The following is a 19926-nucleotide window of genomic DNA, read 5'->3' on the forward strand; positions in this document are numbered from 1 at the left end:
GTGCTGAGCACGACCTTGCCGCCGGTGGCCTCGGCGATCCGGATGTCGCCGCTTGCGGTGGTGATCTCGGCGGGGCCGCCCAGCCGGCCGACCTCGACGTCGCCGTCGGTCGCGGTGAGGCGGAGGCTTGCGGTCTCCTCCAGCTTGATCTGGCTGTACGCGCCGTCGAAGACGACGTCGCCGAGGCGGCCGACGGTCCGCAGCTCGGCGCTGGCCGTCTTCGCCTCGACGCGGGAGCCGGCGGGCAGCTGGACCGTCACCTCGATGGATCCGGACGGGCCGAAGTACTGGTTCTTCTCCGCGAGAGTCTCGATCCGCAGGACGCCGTCGGCGTAGTCGACCGTGGTCTGCTCCGCCGCCTTCACGTCACGGCTCTTTGCGGCGTTGGCCGGCCGGACCTCGACGGTGGTGTCGGCCCGGTCGGCGGCGATGAACTGAACGCGCCCGGCGGGGATGTCCAGGATGGTGGCGATCGGGGCGAGGGTGTCGAAGTTCTGCATGATGTGCTCCTTGTGCGGCGTTGTTCGCTCTATGGCCTCCACGATCGCCGACCGCTCTGATACCGGGCTGTCGCCGTCCTGACACCGCCACTGACATACGGCGGGAAGTAGCCAGCCGAGCCCCCCTCCGTTCCAGCCCTTTGCTTAGCCTATCGAATTTCGATAGATTCCCATCGTAACTCGATGGAAGGATGGACCATGGGAAAGCTGACAGTGCATGCGCTGCGCGCCGTGCTCGCGGTGGTGCTCGCCGGCACCGTGTTCGTACAGGCATTGATGGTGTGGACGTTGGTCAGCGGGAACGACCCGGAGGACGGGTCGCTCCCGCTGGCCCCGCTGCGCCTGATCACGATCCTGGGCATGGTGTCGGTCCAGGTCACCCTGGTCTGCGTATGGCGGCTGGTGACGATGGTGCGACGCGGAACCGTGTTCTCCCACGCCGCCTTCCGGTACGTGGACGGTGTGATCGGCGCGATCGTGGCGGCTGCCCTCGTGTGGTTCGCGGTCACGATCCTCAACGCGCCGGGCCAGCGGGACGACCCGGGCGTCACCGTCATCATGGGCGGGATTGGCGTGGCCATCCTGGGGGTCGCGCTCATCGTGCTCGTGCTGCGGGCGCTGCTCGCCCAGGCCGTCGCGCGCGACGCCGAAGCGGCGCAGATGCAGGCCGAGTTGGACGAGATGATCTGATGCCGATCGTCGTCGACATCGACGTGATGCTCGCCAAGCGGAAGATGGCCGTGGGCGACCTCGCAGACCGCATAGGGATCACGCCCGCCAACCTGGCGGTACTCAAGAACGGCCGCGCCAAGGCGGTGCGCTTCACGACGCTCGCCGCCCTCTGCGAGGTGCTCGAGTGCCAGCCGGGCGACCTGCTGCGCTGGGAGGCCGAGGACCCCGCGGGCGGATGACGTGCCCCAGGGCGGGCGTGAAAACGCCTGGATGCGCTACCCCTGCTCGCCCAGGCCCGCGCCGTCCTGGCCGCAGCCGTCACCGCCGACCGGGCGGCTGGAGCCACCTGGGATGAGATCGCCGCAGTTCTGGATGTCAGCGCTGACACCGCTGCACGCCGCTATCGCGCCTGAACAAGGCGACCTGATCGAGACGCGATCCTGGGTGACTGGTTCCTGACCGCTGCCTGGCACGCGCTGTCGTCGCTCGCCGCCACCAACCCCGTGGGTCCGCCTCCTGCCCCTCAGCGGAGGGTATGCGCACGTCCCGGTGCGCCTGGTCGATGTCGCCACCGCCGACATCCTGGTCATGAAGGCCACCGCCCGGATGCTCAGTTGAAGTAGAAGTTGGTTTGCGTCGGGCGGTCCGGACAGGAACGGCACTCGAAGACGTACAGGTCGCCTCCGTATCCCAACTCCAAGCCATGCGGCCTCTGCACAGCTTCGCCCCCTTCGGAGTACCAGGACGGGACGCTGTTGTCGTCGAGCCGGTCCTCCACCGGAAGCCAGGTCCGCGCGGACTCCCCGTCGTACTCATCGCTGTGCACGCTCAGGAGATGCTCGACGGGTCCTCCGCACCTCTCGCAGGAATGGTCGCTTGTCGCGGCGATCAGGTTGTAAGGGTAGCCGCCGACCTTGGTCCCAGGAGCCACACTGAGGTGGTAGTGGTACTTCCACCCGGTGGTCTCCTCCAGCCTGTCCAGCCGGCCATCGATCACGCGGCCCACGTCCTTCGGCAGCTCGAATCCGTGGGGGTACTCCGTCACCTGCTCCGGATGCACCACACAAGGCACGGGAACCTGACCCTCCGGAGCGTCGGCGCACTCGGGGGGTGTGGCGAGTACGTGGCGGACGTCGGCCGCATTTCTCCAGAACACCCGGACCAGGGGATAGCGCTCCTCGCCTCCCGGTCCATGGTAGAACGGGCACCACAGCACCTGGAACAGGTCGCTGCCCGGCGGGAACGGCACACCGGGCGCGTCTGATGCGTAGAGCTGCACGATCGGCACCATGGGCACCACGGCCGCGTGGCGATATTTTTCGAGGTCCTTGTTCTTTAAGTAGTCCTCGGTGTAATGCTCCTCGGCGCACGACGGCCAGGGCTCATCGGCCGGCCACCGTAACGGTCCCCCGAAGGAACTGCCCTCGTAGACGGGTACTCCCGTACGCGGATGCAGCCGAAGCGCCCGCCTGCCGAGCGGCTTCAGCTCGGGAAACAGCTCCTCTACCGCAACCGGCCGGGGCGGGGTATGACGAGCCATCCACATCTCCAATCACGCTGCCTACAAGACGCATGGACTCTACTGTCCAGGTCCGACAACGCCCGCCCAGCCAGCCCGTTCACGCGGATCGATCAAGCCTTGCACCACCGGCGCCTCGTGAGTGGATAGGTTGTCGCCGACGAGATGTGGACCGCCAGGCCCGGTTCGGCCTGACGATCCATCTCGCCCAGAGATTCCTCAAGATCAAAAGTTCAGCAACACCCTCTGAGCTTGTTCTTTATCCTCCGGATTGTTGTGCTGAGCAGGGGTTTGATCGTTTCGCGGACAGCGAGACGGCCTTGAGTGATCATGTGCGGTGTCGAGTCGCTACTGATCACTACAAGGCCGTGAGGGTGATTCTGCTGAACGATGCCGTCTGTGTCGAGTCCTCCAGGCAGTTGTCCCGGTTCCGGAACGACGTCCACGCCTGCCTCAAAGCGCGAGCCGATGCGTTGTTCGAGCTGGCTGATGCGCTGTTGTGCGAGCCGGGACCGGTGCGCTCGCCGGTAGATCTGACCTTGTCGCCGGAGTACCGGCGCGGGCATGGCGCCTTATACGGCGCGCTCAACCGCGGCCGGATTGACGTGGCACAGCTCCGTGAGGTGCTGGCCGGGCTGCCGTTGCCGCGCTGGCCGGACGGGCGGATCGTGCTGGCGGTGGATGTGTCGCCGTGGCTGCGCTCGGACGCGCCTTGCTCGGCCGAGCGGCTGTTCTGTCACGTGTACGGCCGGGCCAAGAGCGCCTCGCAGTTCATCCCGGGCTGGCCCTACTCCTTCGTCGCGGCGCTTGGAGATGGGCCGCACCTCGTGGACGTCCCCGCTGGACGTGGTGCGGCTGGGGCCAGCCGACGACGCCACCGCCGTCACCGCCAACCAGCTCCGCGGCGTCATTGAGCGACTGATCACCGCCGGTCAATGGCGCACCGGGGACCCGGACGTGCTGATCGTGACCGATGCCGGCTACGACATCCCACGCCTGGCCTACGTCCTGCGCGACCTGCCCGTCGAACTGCTGGGCCGGATCCGCTCCGATCGGGTGATGCGCCGCCCGGCACCCTCACGCGAGGAGTTCCTGCGAGCCCACCCCCGCGGTGGACGCCCGCCCAAGCACGGCGGGGAGTTCGCCCTGGCCGACCAGGCCACCTGGCCCGAGCCCGCGGTGAGCACGCTCACCGACACCACCCACTACGGCAAGGCCGAAACCCGCGCCTGGGACCGGATCCACCCCCGGCTCACCCACCGCGCCGCCTGGCTCGACCACGAGGGTGCGCTGCCGCTCATCGAGGGCACCCTGATCCGCCTGAAGGTCGAGCACCTGCCCGGCAACCGTGACGCTCCGCCAGTCTGGCTCTGGTCCTCCAAGACCGGAGCCACCAGCACCGACGTGGATCGATGCTGGCAGGCGTTCCTGCGCAGATTCGACCTGGAACACACCTATCGCTTCTGGAAGCAAACCCTCGGCTGGACCCGGCCCAAGCTTCGCGCCACCCAGGCAGCCGACCGCTGGACCTGGCTGCTCGTCATTGCCCACACTCAGCTACGCCTCGGCCGCTACCTGATCGAGGACCTGCGCCACCCCTGGGAGAGACCCGTCCCGCGCGGCCAGCTCACACCCGCCCGCGTCCGGCGCGGGTTTCGGAACCTCCGCCCGCTCCTCGCCCAACCGGCCAGCGCACCCAAACCCTCCAGACCCGGCCCGGGGCGCCCACCCGGCATCCCCAACCGCCGGCCCGCGCCCCACTACGACGTCGGCAAGACCGTCAAACGCGGCCGCACCCTCGCAGCACTCCAACAATCCGGACGATGAAGCACAAGTTGGGCGTGTGAACATCCCGGCGCAGCCGAGGCGATCTCGTGCTCGGCCGCGCCGACGTGCCTGTGAGGTAGCGATCAGTCGGTCCGGCCGTCGGGATCGGACCTCGTTCCCGTGTCGAACCTCGCCGTCACAGGAGCCGCGCTCCAGTCGCTCACCTCATCGCCCCTGTCGACGCGCAGCAGCCGCGCCTGCATGGATTCCATCAACTGGTCGGCGCCGGGCAGGAACTCCGGACCGTTGACGAAGTGCATGACGGCCCCGACGACGTCCTGTCTGTCGTCCTCGTCGAGGTCCTCGGCGTCGAACGGCCTCCAGCCCGTCGCGGTGGCCGCCGCGAGAAGGCGAGCCGGGTCGTGGACGTGCACCTCCAGCAGGCTGATCGTGCGTACGACCGGCCCTGGGAAGGCGTCGAGGCGGGCATCACCCGGTGTGCGGCTCTCAAGGTCGCCACCGAGGCCGGCCGAGTCGCCGCGACCCCGCCTCAGGGACTCCCACGTGGCGGCCAGCTCGGGGGCGTCGGCCCAGGTCCCGTTCACGACATCGACCAGCGTACGACGGAAGGAGGCGGCGGGCGCGTCGGGCAGAGCCGCTGCGATCCGCTCCGACTCAGCGCCGGCGGCGGGGCCCAGGCCGTGCTCCAGTACCGAGGAGAGAAGGTAGGCGGCGTGCTGAGCGAGGGCGGGATCGGTGCAGGTCAGTACGGCATGCAGGGTCGCGGGCTGGCCGGAGCGCTCAACGAGGGCGTACACCCTGCTCTTGGCGCGGGTGTGCTCGCAGTGGAAGGCGCGAGGGACGGCAGAGCTCATGACGGGTTCTCCATCAACGTGAGGTACGTGGAAAACCGCTGGTGGGCGCGGTACGACCATGCCCCCTGACGGAAAAGTCCTGCCCGCTGGTGCTGCTGGTACGGCCAACTGCCCGGTTCGGTGTTCGCATCGTACCGCCTGGGTGTTGTTTCGGGTGACTACGCGTTGACTGGACCACCCGGGGCCGAATCGGTCGCGAGGGTGGGCTCGTGCGGGTGAGCGCGTCGCTCAAACGAGTCGAACCACATGACCTCGCAACGGGGAGTTGAGCAGGTCGACCACCCCAAGGCGTTGTTCGTTGTCCAGACGAGCGCAACGGTCTGGTGGATAAAGAACAAGCTGAGGCGGAAGGACGATCCGGTCTGGGCGCTAGGCGCTGGGGGCTGAGCCGCGGGCCGGCGAGGTCAGAACCCCTGTTGGAGGGCTGGGTACTCGTCGCGGGCCTGTTCGACGGCGTCGGGGTGGCGCTGTGTTCTGCGAGGGAACGGTAGACGCCGGCGAGGGAACAGCCCCGGCAGCGCCCCCGAGGAAACCCTCATGATGCTCCACCGGATCTCGGCACTCGTGGCCCGCTGAGGAACTGATCCGCACGCTCGTGCTGCGATTCGGGGTCGAAGGCCCTCCTGGGTGCCGTGCCGAGCACTGGTGGTGGCGCGTCCATACCGCTTGTGCCACACTCACTGTTCTAGAACTCATTACATAGTTATAGAACGATTGGAGCATGGCATGCGACACGTGCTGCCGTGGCGTGAGCCAGTCCCGCCGGACGGGACGATGGGCGAGCCCCGAGCGCGGGGCCGATTCGGCGAGTACGGCGGACGGTACGCGCCAGAATCCCTGGTGGAGGCGTGCCGCGAGGTGGACGAGGCGTTCCGGGAGGCCTGGGCGGATCCGGGGTTCCGTGGCGCCCTGGCGCGGCTGCTCGCCGTGTACGCCGGGCGGCCGACCCCGCTCACACCGGCCGGGCGGCTGTCGGAGGCGCTGGGCGTGCAGCTGTACCTCAAGCGCGAGGATCTCACCCACACCGGATCCCACAAGATCAACAACGTGCTGGGCCAGGCCCTGCTGGCCACCCGGATGGGACGGCGCAGGCTGATCGCCGAGACGGGAGCGGGCCAGCACGGGGTGGCCACCGCGACCGCCGCCGCGCTGCTCGGGCTGGAGGCCACGGTGTTCATGGGCGAGCGCGACATCGAGCGGCAGGCGCTGAACGTCTTCCGGATGCGCATGCTGGGCGCCGAGGTGGTACCGGTGACCACGGGCAGCCGTACCCTCAAGGACGCGACCAGCGAGGCCATGCGGCACTGGGTGGGCGCGACCGGCGACTCCCACTACTGCATCGGCTCGGTCGTCGGGCCGGATCCGTACCCATGGATGGTCAGGGAGTTCCAGCGGGTCATCGGCGACGAGGCCCGCGGGCAGTGCGCCGCCGAGCTGCGGACCGGCGTTCCGGACTACGTGGTCGCGTGCGTCGGCGGCGGCTCCAACGCGGCCGGCACGTTCGCCGGATTCGCCGACACCCCGGCGCGCCTGGTCGGTGTCGAGGCGGAGGGCGGCGCCGGGGCGGCCCGCGGCCGGCTCGGCGTCCTGCACGGCTGCCGCTCGCTGTTCCTGCAGGACGACGACGGGCAGATCACCCAGGCGCACTCCCTCGCCGCCGGGCTCGACTACCCGGGAGTCGGCCCGGAGCACGCCCACCTCCGCGACCTGGGCCGGGCCCGCTACGTCACGGTGACCGACGACGAGGCGGTCGACGCGGCGGTACGGCTGGCGCGTACCGAAGGCATCCTCCCGGCGCTCGAATCGGCGCACGCCCTCGCCTGGGTGATCCGCGCGGCGGCCGGCGGCGATCTGCCCGCGGGATCGACGGTGCTGATGACGTTGTCCGGCCGGGGCGACAAGGACGTCTCAACCCTGAAGGAGCTGCTGTGACGAACCCCACCCTGGCCGCGGGCGCGGTCGAACGCCACCTGCGTGCCCGCCGGGACACCGGCCGCGGCCTGCTCATGCCGTACGTCACCGGGGGGATCACGCCCGGCTGGACGGACTACCTGCGGGCGTTCGCCGCCGCCGGGGCGGACGCGATCGAGGTCGGCCTGCCCTTCTCCGACCCCACACTGGACGGCGTCACCATCCAGCAGGCCAGCGGCACGGCACTGGCCCGGGGAACGACCACCCGCCGGATCCTCGCCGACCTGTCCGGCATGCCGGACGTGGGCGTGCCGCTGGTCGTCAGCACCTACTACAACCTGGTGCTGCACGACGGCCCAGAGGCGTTCTGCGCCGCGCTGCGCCTGGCCGGCGTCGGCGGCCTGATCGTGCCCGACCTGCCGGTGCACGAGGCGGACGAGCTGACGGACGTGGCCGCCGCCGCCGGGATCGAGGTGGCCCTGCTGGCGTCGCCGGCGACGCCGCAGCCGCGGCTGGCGGAGATCTCGTGTCGCAGCCGCGGATTCGTCTACGCGGTCTCGGTGATGGGCACCACCGGCGAGCGGGCCGCCCTCGCCGCTTCGGCGGCGGAGCTCACCGAGCGGGTCAGGCGCGTCACCGACCGGCCGGTCTTGCTAGGATTTGGCATTTCCACCCCGGACCAGGCACGCGAAGCCCGCCGGCACGCCGACGGCGTGGTGGTCGGCGCCGCGGTCATGCGGCGGGTGCTCGACGGGGCTGGGCCGGACGACCTGCGGGTCTTCCTCGCGACCCTGCGGCAAGCCCTCGACCAGGAGTGTGACCGACCACGATGACCTCCGACGCCGGGCACGAGGCGAGATACCGCGCCATCGCCGCCGACCTCGCCGCGAAGATCCGGTCAGGGCACTACGCCCCCGGTGCGGCCCTGCCGCCGCAACGAGAGCTGAGCGCCTCCTACGGGGTGACCCTCATGACGCTGCGCCAGGCGTTGCGGGAGCTCAGCGACCAGAGGCTGATCGTGCAGCAGCCCGGCAGGGGCACGTTCGTCGCCCCGCCCCACCTGGCGTACCAGCTCGACTCGCTCCGCAGCCTGGTCGACGACCTGCGCAAACAGGGCCACGACGTGCGCACCGTGGTGGCCGGGCGGGCGGTGCGCCGGGCTCCCGCCCGGATCGCCGCGGAGTTGCGGCTGCGTCCCGGCGACACCGCCCTGCGGCTGGAGCGGGTCCGCGAGTTCGCGGGACGTCCCGCCGTACACCAGGTGTCCTGGGTCCGCCGGCCGGTGGCCGACCAGATCCGCGACCGCGACTTCACCGCCGTCTCCCTCTACACGGCCCTCGCCGACGCGGGAGTGACGGTCGCGCGGGCGTCCGAGGTGGTCCGGCCCGGTCTGCTCGACCCCGCCGCGGCCCGCCACCTCCACGAGCCGCAGGGCAGCCCGGTGCTCGTCAGCAGCCGGATCACCTACACGCTCGACGCCACGCCCGTGGTGTCCGACCATGCCACCATCCTCGGCAGCATGATGGAGATCCGCACCGAACGCGCCGCGACCGGCCTCTCTCTCACCTGGGGTGCCACCAGCTGAGAGCCTGGGGGGCGCGGTCTGTCCCAGCGTGGCCACGCTGAGCACCTGATCAGCGGTGGCAACCCCAGCAGCGGCTGCCGGCCCTCGGCATCGTTCGCGGCCCGCCAGAGATTTTCTGCTCGGCGGACTGCTCACACATCTCCACCAACTCGCTGCGGCGGCCCATCAGCGCCAGGCCGAGCACGAGCGGCAGCCGGTCGCGCCGCCCGAGCGGGGTGGCCAGGTCGCAGGCGGCGACCATGGCGCGCAGGGCGTCGATGGTGATGGGCGGGGGCCTCGCGCCGGCTTCGGCTGCCGGCTTCGGCTGCCGGCTTCCGAGCGTCGGCGCTTGCAGGCGCGCGGCGCGAGGCGGGCGGACTCAGTGACGGGCCCCGTCAGGCGCCGCCTCCGGGAAGGGCGGCGCCTGAAGGAGCTCAGACCGAGTACCTACAGGTCAGCGCCTGACTGGCACCCTGGGCATAACCAAGGTAGGTGTAGGTGGGGTTGAAGTACGCGCACGCGGCGGAGGCGCTTCCGCTGCCGGTGTAGGTCATGCCGGAGCCGCCGGTGCTCCAGCGGTAGCAGCTCAGGCCGCCGTTGTAGAAGCCGATGGTGGAGGAGGCGTTGACCTTGGCGGAGCAGTAATCGCCGAGTGAGGTCGGACCGTAGGTCACCTCCACGACTGCCGCCTGCGCTGGTGCGGCGGAGATGGACAGCGCGCCGAGACAGGCGAGCAGGGCGGTGAGGAGGGCAGGGAGACGACGAGTCACGGGGACCTCCGGTAGTAAGGCGCCGAGCCGATGAGGTAGGGCGTCACGCGCAGCAGGAACCTGATGGAGCGGCGCGCACCGCGATAAGCAGCATTGATCGCAGTATTAAATAGGAAAGCTTCCTATGCAATAGTGGAGATCCGTGCGGCGTCCCTCACCACCCCCAGGTGCCGAGCCGCAGCACCACCCGCGTCCGCTCAGCGCTCGTCGACATGAGCTCGGCACCCTGGCCTTGGCGGAAGGCTCCGCGTCAGGCCGGGCCGAGGACGCAGAACTCGTTGCCCTCCGGGTCGGCGAGGACGACCCACGGAACGTCGCCCTGGCCCACATCGGCGGGCGTCGCGCCGAGCGCCTGCAGCCGGGCCACCTCCGCCGCTTGATCGTCACCGGGGTACGGCAGCAGGTCGAGATGGACGCGGTTCCACACGCCCTTCACGGGCGTGCGGAGGAACTCCAGGTACGGCCCGACACCCTTGGCGGAGCGCAGCCGCGCATGATCGTCGGTCACCTCGTGCAGGGTCCAGTCCGTGGCCTCGCCCCAGAACCGGGCCATGGCCCGCGGATCCGTACAGTCGACCACCACCGCGGCGATCGGCCCGGTGTCCTGGTAGATCTCCCGGGGCTCCAGGACACAGAACACGTTGCCCTCCGGGTCGGCAAGGACGACCCATGGGACGTCGCCCTGGCCCACATCGGCGGGCGTCGCACCGCGCGCCTGCAGGCGCGCGACCAGCTCCGCCTGATGGGCGGCAGAGGTGGTGGCGAGGTCGAGGTGCACGCGGTACTTCACCGTTTCGGGGTCCGGGACGGTGACGAGATCGACGTAGAAGGCGGCGGGGTCCGGCCAGGCGAAGCCCTCGGGTTGGAGGTTGGTCACGCCGGGTCCCTCGCTGGAGACCTCCCAGCCGAGCGCGTCCGCCCAGAACCGGCCAAGCGCCGAGTCGTCCCGAGCTTTGAAATTCACCTGAACAAGTCCCAGCGCCATGCCGCCCACCCTATGCCCGACGGATGAGCCGGGATGAACCATGCACCTTCGGCTCAACTGGCGGTGATGGGCAGCTCGGGGACTTCGCCGAGCTGCCCAATGCCTCCGGCGGACGCGGAGGCGGTGATTGGGAGCGGCCCAGGAAGGTGCCGTCCCCGGCCGTTGCTAGATCGCCGCCTTGTCCAGAATGGCGGCCACCTCATCGGCCCTGAACAGGAACCCCACGTGTGACGTGTCCAGGGTGTGCACGTCGTACGGGTTGCCGGGCGTCAGGGCGTCCGCTTCGGCGATCAGCCTGTCCTGCATGGCGACCGGGAGGGTTCGGTCGCCGGTGAGGCGGATGTAGGTGCGGGCGATCGTGCCCCAGGTGTCGGCGTAGACGCGGGCGTCGGCCGTCATCACCGCGATCGATTCGTCCGGCTGCAGGATGTTGAGGAAGGCCCGGAACTGTTCGTCGGTGACGTCCGCCAGGGTCGCGGCCTTCAGCGCGTTGAGCAGTTCCACGTCCGCAGTGCGGTAGTTGGCCCGGCCGACACCGAGCTGAGCGGGGTCGCCGACGTTGAACGCGTACAGCGGGCCCAACAGGTTGTCGGCGAACTCGGGCTCCTGCATGTACTCGATCGGGTTGGCGCGCTGCACGCACGACCAGGCGGAGATGTAGACGAGCCGATCCACCAGTTCGGGGACGGCGTTGCCCACACCGCTGATGGTCAAGCCGCCGAGACTGGCCGCCACCAGCACCACGGGCCCGTGCTCCGCAACGCGTTCGACCACGTCGACGACGGTGTCGACGTTGTGCTGCAGGGTGACCCCGGCCAGCGTGGACGGCTCGACTGCCCACGTGTCGAGGTCCTGGGGGGCCTGGTAGGCGACCGGGTACTGCGCGTCGAGGCCATGGCCCGGCAGATCGACGGCGAAGCTGCGGTGACCGAGCAACGCCAGCTCGCGTTGGACGGGAGCCCACATGAAAGAACTGGTGCCGGAGCCGTGGACCAGCACGAACGTAGGCGACGACGAGCGGTTGGAGTTGGATCTCATGAAGAACAGTCCGTTTCGATGGAAGGCATGGCGAACATGCCTGCGTTGCCGGAGACGGCGTGCGGCTGCCGGGTGAGAACGCGGCAGGACAACGCCGTGGAAATGAAGCCGGCGGTCGGCTGCGGGCGGAACCCGTGTGGTGCGCTGCTTGTGTCTACGGCACCTGGCTGCGGGATCGCCTCAACTGGCGCCGGTCGCTGGACGACCGGCGGGCAGACCGCTTCAGCTGTTGCGAAGACGGATGAACTTCTGGATCACGGCTGAGAGCGTATCAGGGTTCGGTACCAGCCGAAACAGGGAATCCATTGACCGCCAAGATCAAAAAGAGGTGGTGCGTGGTTGGGCTGTGCGGGGACGCATGATCAGCGCTGCCACGTAGTACGTGCACGGCCCGGAGCCCGCGTTGGCGTAGGCATGGGTGACGTCAGCGGCGAAGTAGGCCGAGTCTCCGGCGTTCAGGGTGACGGTTTCGTCGGCGATGGTCAGTCGCAGGGTGCCGGATTCGACGACGATGTACTCGTGGGAGCCCGGGGCGTAGGCCGGGAATCGGCCCGCGTCACAGTCGGTCGGCAGGGTGGTGCGGATCCATTCGAAGTTCACGCCGGGCACGACCGGTGTGAGGATCGTCCGTCGCCACCCTGCGGGCTCGTCGACGGTGTCCTGGTCGGCGGCGCGGCGCACGATGACGCGCCCGTTGTCCGGTTGGGCGACGACCTCGGCGAGTGGCACGCCGAGGCCGTCGGCGATGCGGGCGAGGACCACGATCGTGGGCGCCTTCTGTCCGCGCTCCACTGAGGACAGCATGCTCAGGCTCACGTCGGCTGCTTCGGCCAGTTGCTGAAGGGTCAGGCCCCGGTCGTGCCGCAGTGCCTGGATGTGTTGGCCCAATACCGCCAGATCCACCATTCCTCTATAATAGCAATAATTTTCGCTATAGAGAAATGGGCTCACGCATGGCAGTCCCCGACGCCGTCATTCGCCCTGCCGTTCCCGCAGATCTGCAGGCCGTGGCCGAGATCTTCGCGTACTACGTCTCGCACACGACGATCACCTTCGAACAGACCCCACCGGCGGTCGCCGAGTGGCAGCGACGGCTCGACGACCTGGCCGGCCAGGGCCTGCCCTTCCTGGTCGCCGAGCTCGACGGCGACGTGGCCGGGTACGCCTACGCCGGTCCATGGCGTCCCAAGCCGGCCTACCGGCACACCGTGGAGGACTCGATCTATCTCGCCCCGGACCAGAGGGGCCGAGGTCTGGGCGGCGCGCTGCTCGACGCGTTGTTGACCCGGTGCGCGCGGGCAGGCATGCGTCAGATGATCGCGGTCATCGCGGACACCGGAAGCCCCGCCTCCACCGCTCTGCACAAGCGTTTCGGCTTCGCCCATGCCGGCCGGCTGAACAGTGTCGGGTACAAGCACGGCCGCTGGATCGACACCACGCTCATGCAGCGGGCCCTGACCACAGACCACAACGGATGAGCCTGAAAGCGGGCAGTGATCAGGCACCCGGGCCCGCCTCCATCGGGCACGGTGAGCATCGCCTACGGTTCGCCCTCGTGGCCCTGTGCGTCACCGAGCTCACCAGTTCGGGGACCCTGTACTACGCGTTCCCCCTCGTATTGACCCGGCCGGTTCACGACACCGGTTGGCCGATGACGGCGGCCGCCACGTACCTGGTGCCAGCCGCGGAATCAGCACGACCACTGCCGCCGCCGCGCTGGGCCTGTGCGGCGCCGGGCCACTGCTCGGGCGTCTCGGTTATCCCACCCTGACCCGTAAGACGAGCGCCCTGACCCGTAAGACGAGCGCCCGTACCCGCACGACGGCCGTCCTCATCGCGGCGGCCGCCAGCATCGCCGCGCTCGCCGCGATCCCCGGGCCGGCACCGCTGCTTATCGCCGCGAGCACCACCGCGGGCGCCGTTCGCGGCACCTACACCCTGCTTCAGGCCACCGCCGTCAGTGACCGTTGGGGCATCCACCACTTCGCCACGCTCAACGCTCTCGCGACCGCCCCGGCCGCCCTCGCCGCCGCTGTCGCCCCAGCGGCCGGAGCTCTGCTCGCCGGCCAGATCGGCTATCCCGCCGCGTTCTCACTTCTGGCCGCCCGTAACTCTCGCCGGTGCCGCGCTGGCCGCCGGCGCCACAGCCAAGCTTCCGCGGCAGTAAGCAGGCGTCAGGTGCCGCGTCATGCAGGGGCGTTCTTGCTGGTGAGGCGGCGGGCGCCCTCCGCGCGGGCGCCGGGCGGTAGGTGGCCGGGGTGCCCGGCACACCAGGCGGGCCTTCACTGTCAGGCGGCGCCGGGCTGGTGCTGGGAGTGCTGAGCGGACCGTCCGTCGACCGCGTGGAGCGGCAGCGCCGTGAGCTGATGACGGGCGGTCCAAAAGAGCGTTTTGACACCTCTCATGGGTAACCGCTATCTATTGGCTAACCGTTAGGGGGTGGAATGCAGGACGCAGTGCTGGCGATGCTCGCCAAGGAGCCGTCGCACGGGTACGACTTGCACGCTCGGCTGCGGCGCAGCCTCGGCCCACTGGGCGAGTCGATGAACCGCGGTCAGATCTATGTGACGTTGGCCCGGTTGGAGCGGGCGGGGCTCGTCGTCTGTGAGCGGGCCGACGGCCTGCCCGAGCGGCCGGAGCGCAAGGTCTACGCGCTGACGCCGGCCGGGCAGGAACGGGTGACCGCCTGGCTGGCCGAGGTGGGCTGGCCGAAACCGGACCTGGCGGAGTTCCATCTCAAGCTCGCCGCTGCCGCCGCGGCCCGGCTGGCCGACCCGGTGGAGCTGGTGGCGGCGCAGCGCCGTGAGCTGCTGCGCCGCTTGCGTGAGGCGCAGCAGGCGGCGCTGGCCGAGCCGGCGGGGTCGGGCGCCGGCCTGCTGCTGGAAGGGGTCGTGCTGCGGTTGCAGGCGGACCTGCGCTGGCTGGATGCCTGTGAGCGGGCCTGGTCGAAGGCCGATGACGAAGTTGAGGGTGGATGAACGTGTCAAGCGCCGCGGTCCGGGCCTGCGGCCTGGTGAAGACGCACGGTCAGGGGCAGAGCCGGGTCCGCGCGGTGGACGAGGTCGACCTGGAGGTGCCTGAGGGGCAGACGCTGGCCGTCATGGGGCCCAGCGGCTGCGGGAAATCGACCCTGCTGCACCTGCTGGGCGGCCTGGAGCGGCCCACCGATGGAGAGGTGTGGGTGGCCGGGCGGCGTGTCGACACGCTGAGCGAGCGGGCTCTGGCGCGCATGCGGCGCCGATCGGTGGGGTTCATCTTCCAGGGCTTCCATCTGGTGGAGGAGCTGTCGGCGGCCGAGAACGTGGAGCTGCCCGCGCTGCTGGCCGGGCACTCGCCCCGCCAGGCCAGACGGCGCACGAGCCTGCTGCTGGAACGGGTCGGCCTCGCCGACCGTGCCCGGCACCTGCCGTCACAGCTGTCGGGCGGGCAGCGTCAGCGGGTCGCCGTCGCCCGCGCGCTGGTCAACGAACCGCTGGTCGTCCTGGCCGACGAGCCGACCGGCAACCTCGACACCACGGCGACCCTCGAGGTGCTGCGGATCTTCCAAGAGCTGCGTACGGCGGGACAGACGCTGGTGATCGTCACGCACGACGAGCGGGTCGCGGCCACCGCGGACCGGCTGGTCTCGATGCGCGACGGGATGTTCGTCGACGACACCCAGCTGGCCGGCTCCCCCACGCGCGGGCTCGGCGGGCTGATCGGGCTGGAGGGCTGAACGTCATGGGCTCCATCGTGCTCGTCGTCCGCCTCGTCCTGGCTGACGTCCGCCGGCACACGGCGCAGGCCGCGATGCTCCTGCTCGCGGTGACCGTGGCCACCGCCACGATGGCGCTGGGCCTGTCCCTGCGCGGCGTGAGCGACGCGCTGTACGAGCAGACCCGCGCGGCCACCGCCGGGCCGGACGTGGTGGCACTCTCCGGCGGCACGGACCCCGCCGTGACCTCGGCCCTGGCCTCGCTGGCGAAAGAGCCCGAAGTCATCGCCCACCATGGCCCCTATCGCATCGTCTACGCCGTCCTCACCACGCGCGATTCCACCTCGTCCCCGGTGGTGGTGCAAGGTTTCGGCGAGACGCCCGGCGCGGTCAACCGGCCGCTGCTGACCTCGGGCCAGTGGGTACGCTCCGGCGGCACGGTCCTCGAACGCGGCTTCGCCACCGCGCTGAACGTCAACGTCGGCGACCGCGTCACCATCGCCGGCCGATCGTACCCCGTCGTCGGGATCGCCGTGACCGCGGCCACTTCCATCTACCCCTGGGCGGAGCAGATCGGGCCGGGCGGCGGCCCCAGCGACTACAGCGGCCTGGCCTGGATGACCCGATCAGATGCCCGGGCCCTGGCGTCATCCCAAAAACTCCCGGCGACCATGGCCGTGGACCTCAAGCTGCGCGACCCAGCCACGGCGCAGGCCTTCCTGGACGCCCACCGCATCCCCACCCTCAGGGCGAACTTCCATACCTGGCAGTTCACGGCCGAGCAGGACATGGTCATCCTCAGGGACACCCAGCCGATCCTGGTCGTCGGCAGCTGGCTGCTCAGCTTCCTGGCCATCACCGGAGTGGCGGCACTGGCCGCGGGACGCGCCGTCGAGCAGACGCGCCGGGCCGGGCTGCTCAAGGCCGTCGGCGCCACCCCGGGGCTGATCGCCGCCGTCCTGCTCACCGAGTACCTGGCGTTGGCGCTGGCCGGTGACGCGCTGGGGCTGGTGATCGCCCACCTGACCGTGCCCGCCATCGCCAGCCCCACGGCCAGCCGGATCGGCGACGCGGTCGGACTGTCCGGCGCCACCGTTGCCGCGGCGACCGTCCTCGCCGTGGCGGTGGCGGTGCTGTCCACGCTGCGTCCCACGCTGCGGGCCATGCGTACGGCGACCGTCACGGCGCTGACCACCACCGCGCACCGGCCCCGTCACCGGCCCTGGCTCACCGCGCTGTCCGCGCTGCTGCCCACGCCGCTGCTGCTCGGGCTGCGGCTGACCGCCCGCCGGCCGGGCCGCGCCGTGCTGCAGGCGTGCTCCACCGCCACCACGGTGATCGCGATCGTCGCCCTGCTGACCCTCTACGCCCAGCCGGAGAGGGGCTACGGCCTGGACGGCTCCTCCGCCCTGCCCAACCTGCGCGGCGAGCACGACCGCCGGCTGATGCTCGCCGTCACCATCCTGCTGATCGCACTCGCCGTCGTGAACACCATCACGTTCACCTGGACCACTGCCATGGAGGCCCGGGCGAACATGGCCGTCGCACGTACGCTCGGCGCCACCCCCGGACAGATCACCGCGGGACTGTCCACCGCCCAGCTCCTGCCCAGCCTGCCCGGCGCCATCATCGGCGTCCCTCTCGGCAACGGCCTGCTCTCGCTCTTCGCCGCCAGGAATGCGGCGGAACCCCCCTCCTCCTGGATGCTCGGCGCCGTACTCGCGACCCTCCTGGTGACAGCGGCACTCACCGCCCTGCCCGCACGTCTGGCGGCCCGCCGGCCGGTGGCGCAGACCCTCAGCGCCGAAACAGCGTGACCGGCCCCGCTCAGCAGGCGCAGGCAGCAGCGGCGTTCAGCGGACCGGGTCCGCTGCAACCCCGCAGAGACCTCGATTCGATCGACGGAAAGGACCTGACGAAGTGGCATCTGACGCTGCCCGGCGATTCATGGCGGACACGGGGCAGCCCCGCGGGTGGGTGTCCCCCAGGACGGACCTGGTGACGGCGCTGCTCGGGATCTGGTTCGGGGTCGGACTGATGATCGATGCCTGGGCGCACAGCAACCTTGCGGAGCTGGAGACCTTCTTCACTCCCTGGCACGCGGTGTTCTACTCCGGGTTCGTCGTGGTCTCCGGCTGGATCATCCGGCAGGTGTGGCGCAACGTGCGCACCGGCCGGCTGGGGCCGGCGGCCGTCCCCACCGGTTACCTCGCCGGGCTGGTGGCGATCCCCGCGTTCGCCGCCTTCGGCTTCGCCGACATGATGTGGCACACCGTCCTCGGCATCGAGACGACCATCAACATCTTCTTCAGCCCGTCACACCTCGGCCTCGTCGTGACGATGATGCTCATCATCACGACTCCGCTGCGCTCGGCGTGGACCTCCCCCCATGTCGGCGCCCGGCCGTCGCTCGGCCGCCTGCTGCCTGCGCTGATCGGGCTCGCGTTCGCCACCACGCTGGTGTCGCTGTTCCTGTCGTACGGCGGCGCCTTGCAGTACCGGCCCCAGGCCATCGTCCAGGCGTTCTCCATGGCGCAGGACTCGGGCGCCGCGCCAGGGGGCGCCGGCCCGAGGCCTGTCGCCGTGGGCGCCGATCGGGTGGCCGTCGCGATGGTCGTCACCAACGTCGTCATGCTCGGTCCGGTGCTGCTCCTGGTGCGCCGCTGGCTGTTGCCGTTCGGTTCGGTGACCGTCATGTACACGGTCATGACGCTGATGCCGGGTGCCCAGACGGCGTTCCGCAACCTGCCGATCCTGCTGTCGTTCGTGGCCGCCGGGGTCGCGAGCGACCTGTTGATCCGCCGGCTGCGGCCGTCGGGTGAGCGGCGCGCCGCCTACTGGGCCTTCGCCGGGCTGTCCGCCTTCGCCACCTGGTCGCTGTACATCGGGGTCGCCTCGGCCACCGGCGGCGGCCTGCCCGCCGTGCCCGAGCTGTGGACCGGCGCGCCGGTCGTCGCCGGGCTGATCGGCCTGGCGCTCGGGGTGCTGTTCCTGCCCAACGCAGCCGCTGCCGAGCCGGTCGGCTGTGCTGGATGAGGCTACGCAACCTCATGCGCCGGCAGTCAGGACGCGAGGCGGTGGCAGTCCTGCTGGCGGGCGATGAGGTGGCGGTTGTGGACTACCGCGGTGCAGGTTCTTGCGGGTGCCGCGGTAGCGGGCGCGCCGGTCCCATGGGTGGACCCGGACCTGGCTATATCTGGTCCCCGTTCTCCGTCGCGTAGCCCACGCCGGGGTGGGGTCGTCGTCGTGGTGGCGTGCCGCCGCTGTCCGGGCGGTACTCGAAGTGCCACCACTCGTTGTCGTAGAGGCGGTAGAGGTCGTAGCGGGCGCCGTGTTCCTCGAGCCAGCGCGCGCCTTCGTGGGGGCGTACGTCCAGCGCGATGCCCTTGACGTGGCTGGATTCCGCCGCCGGTAGCACCAGCATGCGTGCCGAGGCCGGGGAGCCGGAGCGGCGCACCTCCTCGTCGAACATCCGTTGTTGGACGACGGGATCCCGGTATCCCGAGGTGAGGCCGATGAGCTGGCCGTGACGCCAGAACGCCTCGGTGCGCGCCGCGGTGAACGCCGCTCTGGCGCCGTCGGTGAGTCCGGTGAGGTCCTCGGCGGGGAATCGCATCTGTAACGCCCAGCGGCAGGCCAGTTCGCGGGCGCGGCCGGGATGGCGGACGAGCGCCGCGGGCAGGAGGAGAACGGCGAGCACCAGCGTGATCGCGGCGTACAGCCGGTCTCGGGGCCGAGGTGGGATGGTGCGTGGTTCGTTCATGACGAATACGATTGGCACCAGAATGTGCGCGCGTTGTCCGCCGCATGTCATGGTTCCTCGACAGCGGCCACCGTCGGTGCGACCGTGACACAACCATGACACGGCGCGAACGAGGCGGGGACACGGCTGGCCGACAGTGGATGGGGTTGGCCGACAGGCGAGTAACGGAGCGTGCTGTGATACGCGGCGGGTCGCGAGTGTTGTTGATCGAGGATGACCCGGCAGTGCGGGAGGGCCTTGAGCTGGCCCTGACCCGGCATGGGCACCGGGTGAGCGCGGTGGACTCCGGCGAGGAGGGGCTGGACCGGCTGCGTGCGAACCTTCCCGACGTCGTCGTGCTCGATCTGATGTTGCCTGGCATGGACGGGTTCGAGGTCTGCCGCCGCATCCGGGCCACCGGGGAAGTACCGATCATCATGCTGACCGCGCGCAGTGACGACATGGACGTGGTGGCCGGGTTGGAGGCCGGCGCCGACGACTACGTGGTCAAGCCGGTGCAGCCCAGGGTGCTCGAGGCACGCATTCGCGCGGTGCTCCGGCGGATCGGCCGGGACCAGGCGGAGCTGGAACGACACGGGGACCTGACCATCGATCGGGCCGGGCTGGTGGTTTCCCACCGCGGCGAGCCGGTCAGCCTCGCCCCGACCGAGCTGCGCCTGCTGCTCGAGCTCTCCGGCACGCCGGGCCGCGTGCACAGCCGCCAGCAGCTGCTGGAGTCTGTGTGGGAACACGGGTACTTCGGCGACTCGCGTCTCGTGGACGCGTGCGTGCAGCGGTTGCGCGCGAAGATCGAGGACGACTCGGCGGCGCCCGTCTACGTGCAGACGGTGCGTGGATTCGGGTACCGGTTCGGGCCGGTGTGAGCCGC

General features: G+C 70.2%; 21 protein-coding genes and 1 pseudogene. 12 read left to right on the forward strand and 10 right to left on the reverse strand.

Translation table 11 applies throughout. The annotated features are described in order from the left end of the window. On the reverse strand, positions 1-500 hold a 500-nt coding region (locus AB0J64_RS28280; protein ID WP_364032988.1), incomplete at its 3' end, for a DUF4097 family beta strand repeat-containing protein. Between the two features lie 198 nt (positions 501-698). Here AB0J64_RS28280 and AB0J64_RS28285 point away from each other — a divergent pair. Beyond that, positions 699-1190, forward strand: a complete 492-nt coding sequence (locus tag AB0J64_RS28285) for a DUF2975 domain-containing protein (RefSeq protein ID WP_364032991.1) — start codon at positions 699-701, stop codon at positions 1188-1190. Then, entirely contained in the window at positions 1190-1411 is a 222-nt protein-coding gene (locus AB0J64_RS28290) for a helix-turn-helix transcriptional regulator (protein ID WP_364032994.1), read from the forward strand. Before AB0J64_RS28285 ends, AB0J64_RS28290 begins: the two co-directional genes overlap by 1 nt. 371 nt (positions 1412-1782) lie before the next feature. On the opposite strand, the gene AB0J64_RS28295 is transcribed toward AB0J64_RS28290, so the two are convergent. Continuing rightward, entirely contained in the window at positions 1783-2712 is a 930-nt protein-coding gene (locus AB0J64_RS28295; protein ID WP_364032997.1) for a DUF1963 domain-containing protein, read from the reverse strand. Between the two features lie 32 nt (positions 2713-2744). Here AB0J64_RS28295 and AB0J64_RS28300 point away from each other — a divergent pair. Next, positions 2745-4518, forward strand: a pseudogene (locus tag AB0J64_RS28300) (NF041680 family putative transposase). A gap of 83 nt (positions 4519-4601) precedes the next feature. Here AB0J64_RS28300 and AB0J64_RS28305 read toward each other — a convergent pair. Further along, on the reverse strand, positions 4602-5333 hold the full coding sequence (locus AB0J64_RS28305; RefSeq protein ID WP_364033000.1) for a hypothetical protein: 732 nt from the start codon (positions 5331-5333) through the stop codon (positions 4602-4604). 726 nt (positions 5334-6059) lie between these two features. On the opposite strand from AB0J64_RS28305, the gene trpB reads away from it, so the two are divergent. From trpB to AB0J64_RS28320, 3 genes are read left to right on the forward strand one after another with little or no spacing between them, the layout of a single operon-like run. Further along, entirely contained in the window at positions 6060-7265 is a 1206-nt protein-coding gene (gene trpB, locus AB0J64_RS28310) for a tryptophan synthase subunit beta (RefSeq protein ID WP_364033003.1), read from the forward strand. Further along, entirely contained in the window at positions 7262-8077 is an 816-nt protein-coding gene (gene trpA, locus AB0J64_RS28315) for a tryptophan synthase subunit alpha (RefSeq protein WP_364033006.1), read from the forward strand. The genes trpB and trpA overlap by 4 nt, the downstream gene beginning before the upstream one ends. After that, positions 8074-8829 carry a GntR family transcriptional regulator gene (locus AB0J64_RS28320; protein WP_364033009.1) on the forward strand — a complete coding sequence of 252 codons (756 nt, stop codon included), beginning with the start codon at positions 8074-8076 and terminating at the stop codon, positions 8827-8829. Before trpA ends, AB0J64_RS28320 begins: the two co-directional genes overlap by 4 nt. A gap of 49 nt (positions 8830-8878) precedes the next feature. Here AB0J64_RS28320 and AB0J64_RS28325 read toward each other — a convergent pair whose 3' ends face one another. From AB0J64_RS28325 to AB0J64_RS28345, 5 genes are all read right to left on the reverse strand, one after another. Beyond that, a complete protein-coding gene (locus AB0J64_RS28325) occupies positions 8879-9070 on the reverse strand; it encodes a hypothetical protein (protein WP_364033012.1) in 192 nt (63 codons plus the stop codon). A 172-nt stretch (positions 9071-9242) separates the two neighbouring features. Next, complete coding sequence (locus AB0J64_RS28330) at positions 9243-9578, reverse strand: hypothetical protein (RefSeq protein WP_364033015.1); 336 nt, start codon at positions 9576-9578, stop codon at positions 9243-9245. A 250-nt stretch (positions 9579-9828) separates the two neighbouring features. Then, positions 9829-10563, reverse strand: coding sequence for a VOC family protein (locus tag AB0J64_RS28335; RefSeq protein WP_364033018.1), 735 nt, complete (start codon positions 10561-10563; stop codon positions 9829-9831). Positions 10564-10728: 165 nt separating this feature from the next. Further along, on the reverse strand, positions 10729-11601 hold the full coding sequence (locus AB0J64_RS28340) for an alpha/beta fold hydrolase (RefSeq protein WP_364033021.1): 873 nt from the start codon (positions 11599-11601) through the stop codon (positions 10729-10731). Between the two features lie 318 nt (positions 11602-11919). Continuing rightward, positions 11920-12552, reverse strand: a complete 633-nt coding sequence (locus AB0J64_RS28345; protein WP_364033024.1) for an XRE family transcriptional regulator — start codon at positions 12550-12552, stop codon at positions 11920-11922. A 2-nt stretch (positions 12553-12554) separates the two neighbouring features. Here AB0J64_RS28345 and AB0J64_RS28350 point away from each other — a divergent pair, with 2 nt between their 5' ends. Continuing rightward, positions 12555-13079, forward strand: a complete 525-nt coding sequence (locus AB0J64_RS28350) for an N-acetyltransferase family protein (protein WP_364033027.1) — start codon at positions 12555-12557, stop codon at positions 13077-13079. Between the two features lie 279 nt (positions 13080-13358). Here AB0J64_RS28350 and AB0J64_RS28355 read toward each other — a convergent pair whose 3' ends face one another. Continuing rightward, positions 13359-13532, reverse strand: a complete 174-nt coding sequence (locus tag AB0J64_RS28355) for a hypothetical protein (RefSeq protein ID WP_364033030.1) — start codon at positions 13530-13532, stop codon at positions 13359-13361. A 513-nt stretch (positions 13533-14045) separates the two neighbouring features. Between AB0J64_RS28355 and AB0J64_RS28360 the strand changes: the two genes are divergently transcribed. The 4 genes from AB0J64_RS28360 (at position 14046) to AB0J64_RS28375 (ending at position 18331) form a co-directional block, all read left to right on the forward strand. Beyond that, the gene (locus AB0J64_RS28360) at positions 14046-14579 is read left to right on the forward strand and encodes a PadR family transcriptional regulator (protein WP_364033033.1); all 534 of its coding nucleotides are present in this window, start codon (positions 14046-14048) and stop codon (positions 14577-14579) included. Next, positions 14576-15316, forward strand: coding sequence for an ABC transporter ATP-binding protein (locus tag AB0J64_RS28365; RefSeq protein ID WP_364033036.1), 741 nt, complete (start codon positions 14576-14578; stop codon positions 15314-15316). Before AB0J64_RS28360 ends, AB0J64_RS28365 begins: the two co-directional genes overlap by 4 nt. 5 nt (positions 15317-15321) lie before the next feature. Beyond that, a complete protein-coding gene (locus AB0J64_RS28370; RefSeq protein WP_364033039.1) occupies positions 15322-17112 on the forward strand; it encodes an FtsX-like permease family protein in 1791 nt (596 codons plus the stop codon). A 103-nt stretch (positions 17113-17215) separates the two neighbouring features. Next, positions 17216-18331 (forward strand): hypothetical protein, encoded by a 1116-nt coding sequence (locus AB0J64_RS28375; protein ID WP_364033041.1) that lies wholly within the window; start codon positions 17216-17218, stop codon positions 18329-18331. Between the two features lie 154 nt (positions 18332-18485). Here the strand turns inward: AB0J64_RS28375 and vanY-N are convergent, their stop codons facing one another. Then, the gene (gene vanY-N / locus AB0J64_RS28380; protein ID WP_364033044.1) at positions 18486-19058 is read right to left on the reverse strand and encodes a D,D-peptidase/D,D-carboxypeptidase VanY-N; all 573 of its coding nucleotides are present in this window, start codon (positions 19056-19058) and stop codon (positions 18486-18488) included. Between the two features lie 140 nt (positions 19059-19198). Here vanY-N and AB0J64_RS28385 point away from each other — a divergent pair, with 140 nt between their 5' ends. After that, positions 19199-19921, forward strand: coding sequence for a response regulator transcription factor (locus tag AB0J64_RS28385; protein WP_364033047.1), 723 nt, complete (start codon positions 19199-19201; stop codon positions 19919-19921). Positions 19922-19926 lie beyond the last annotated feature (5 nt).

It is taken from the genome of Nonomuraea sp. NPDC049695, from assembly GCF_040674955.1.
GTDB lineage: Bacteria > Actinomycetota > Actinomycetes > Streptosporangiales > Streptosporangiaceae > Nonomuraea > Nonomuraea helvata.

Coding starts and splice junctions, on each gene's coding strand:
- AB0J64_RS28320 (WP_364033009.1), top strand. CDS start 8,074: ATGACCTCCGACGCCGGGCACGAGGCGAGATACCGCGCCATCGCCGCC.
- AB0J64_RS28365 (WP_364033036.1), top strand. CDS start 14,576: ATGAACGTGTCAAGCGCCGCGGTCCGGGCCTGCGGCCTGGTGAAGACG.
- AB0J64_RS28340 (WP_364033021.1), bottom strand. CDS start 11,601: ATGAGATCCAACTCCAACCGCTCGTCGTCGCCTACGTTCGTGCTGGTC.
- AB0J64_RS28350 (WP_364033027.1), top strand. CDS start 12,555: ATGGCAGTCCCCGACGCCGTCATTCGCCCTGCCGTTCCCGCAGATCTG.
- AB0J64_RS28305 (WP_364033000.1), bottom strand. CDS start 5,333: ATGAGCTCTGCCGTCCCTCGCGCCTTCCACTGCGAGCACACCCGCGCC.
- AB0J64_RS28360 (WP_364033033.1), top strand. CDS start 14,046: ATGCAGGACGCAGTGCTGGCGATGCTCGCCAAGGAGCCGTCGCACGGG.
- AB0J64_RS28370 (WP_364033039.1), top strand. CDS start 15,322: ATGGGCTCCATCGTGCTCGTCGTCCGCCTCGTCCTGGCTGACGTCCGC.
- AB0J64_RS28295 (WP_364032997.1), bottom strand. CDS start 2,712: ATGGCTCGTCATACCCCGCCCCGGCCGGTTGCGGTAGAGGAGCTGTTT.
- AB0J64_RS28290 (WP_364032994.1), top strand. CDS start 1,190: ATGCCGATCGTCGTCGACATCGACGTGATGCTCGCCAAGCGGAAGATG.
- vanY-N (WP_364033044.1), bottom strand. CDS start 19,058: ATGAACGAACCACGCACCATCCCACCTCGGCCCCGAGACCGGCTGTAC.
- AB0J64_RS28385 (WP_364033047.1), top strand. CDS start 19,199: ATGGGGTTGGCCGACAGGCGAGTAACGGAGCGTGCTGTGATACGCGGC.
- trpB (WP_364033003.1), top strand. CDS start 6,060: ATGCGACACGTGCTGCCGTGGCGTGAGCCAGTCCCGCCGGACGGGACG.
- AB0J64_RS28285 (WP_364032991.1), top strand. CDS start 699: ATGGGAAAGCTGACAGTGCATGCGCTGCGCGCCGTGCTCGCGGTGGTG.
- AB0J64_RS28325 (WP_364033012.1), bottom strand. CDS start 9,070: ATGGTCGCCGCCTGCGACCTGGCCACCCCGCTCGGGCGGCGCGACCGG.
- AB0J64_RS28335 (WP_364033018.1), bottom strand. CDS start 10,563: ATGGCGCTGGGACTTGTTCAGGTGAATTTCAAAGCTCGGGACGACTCG.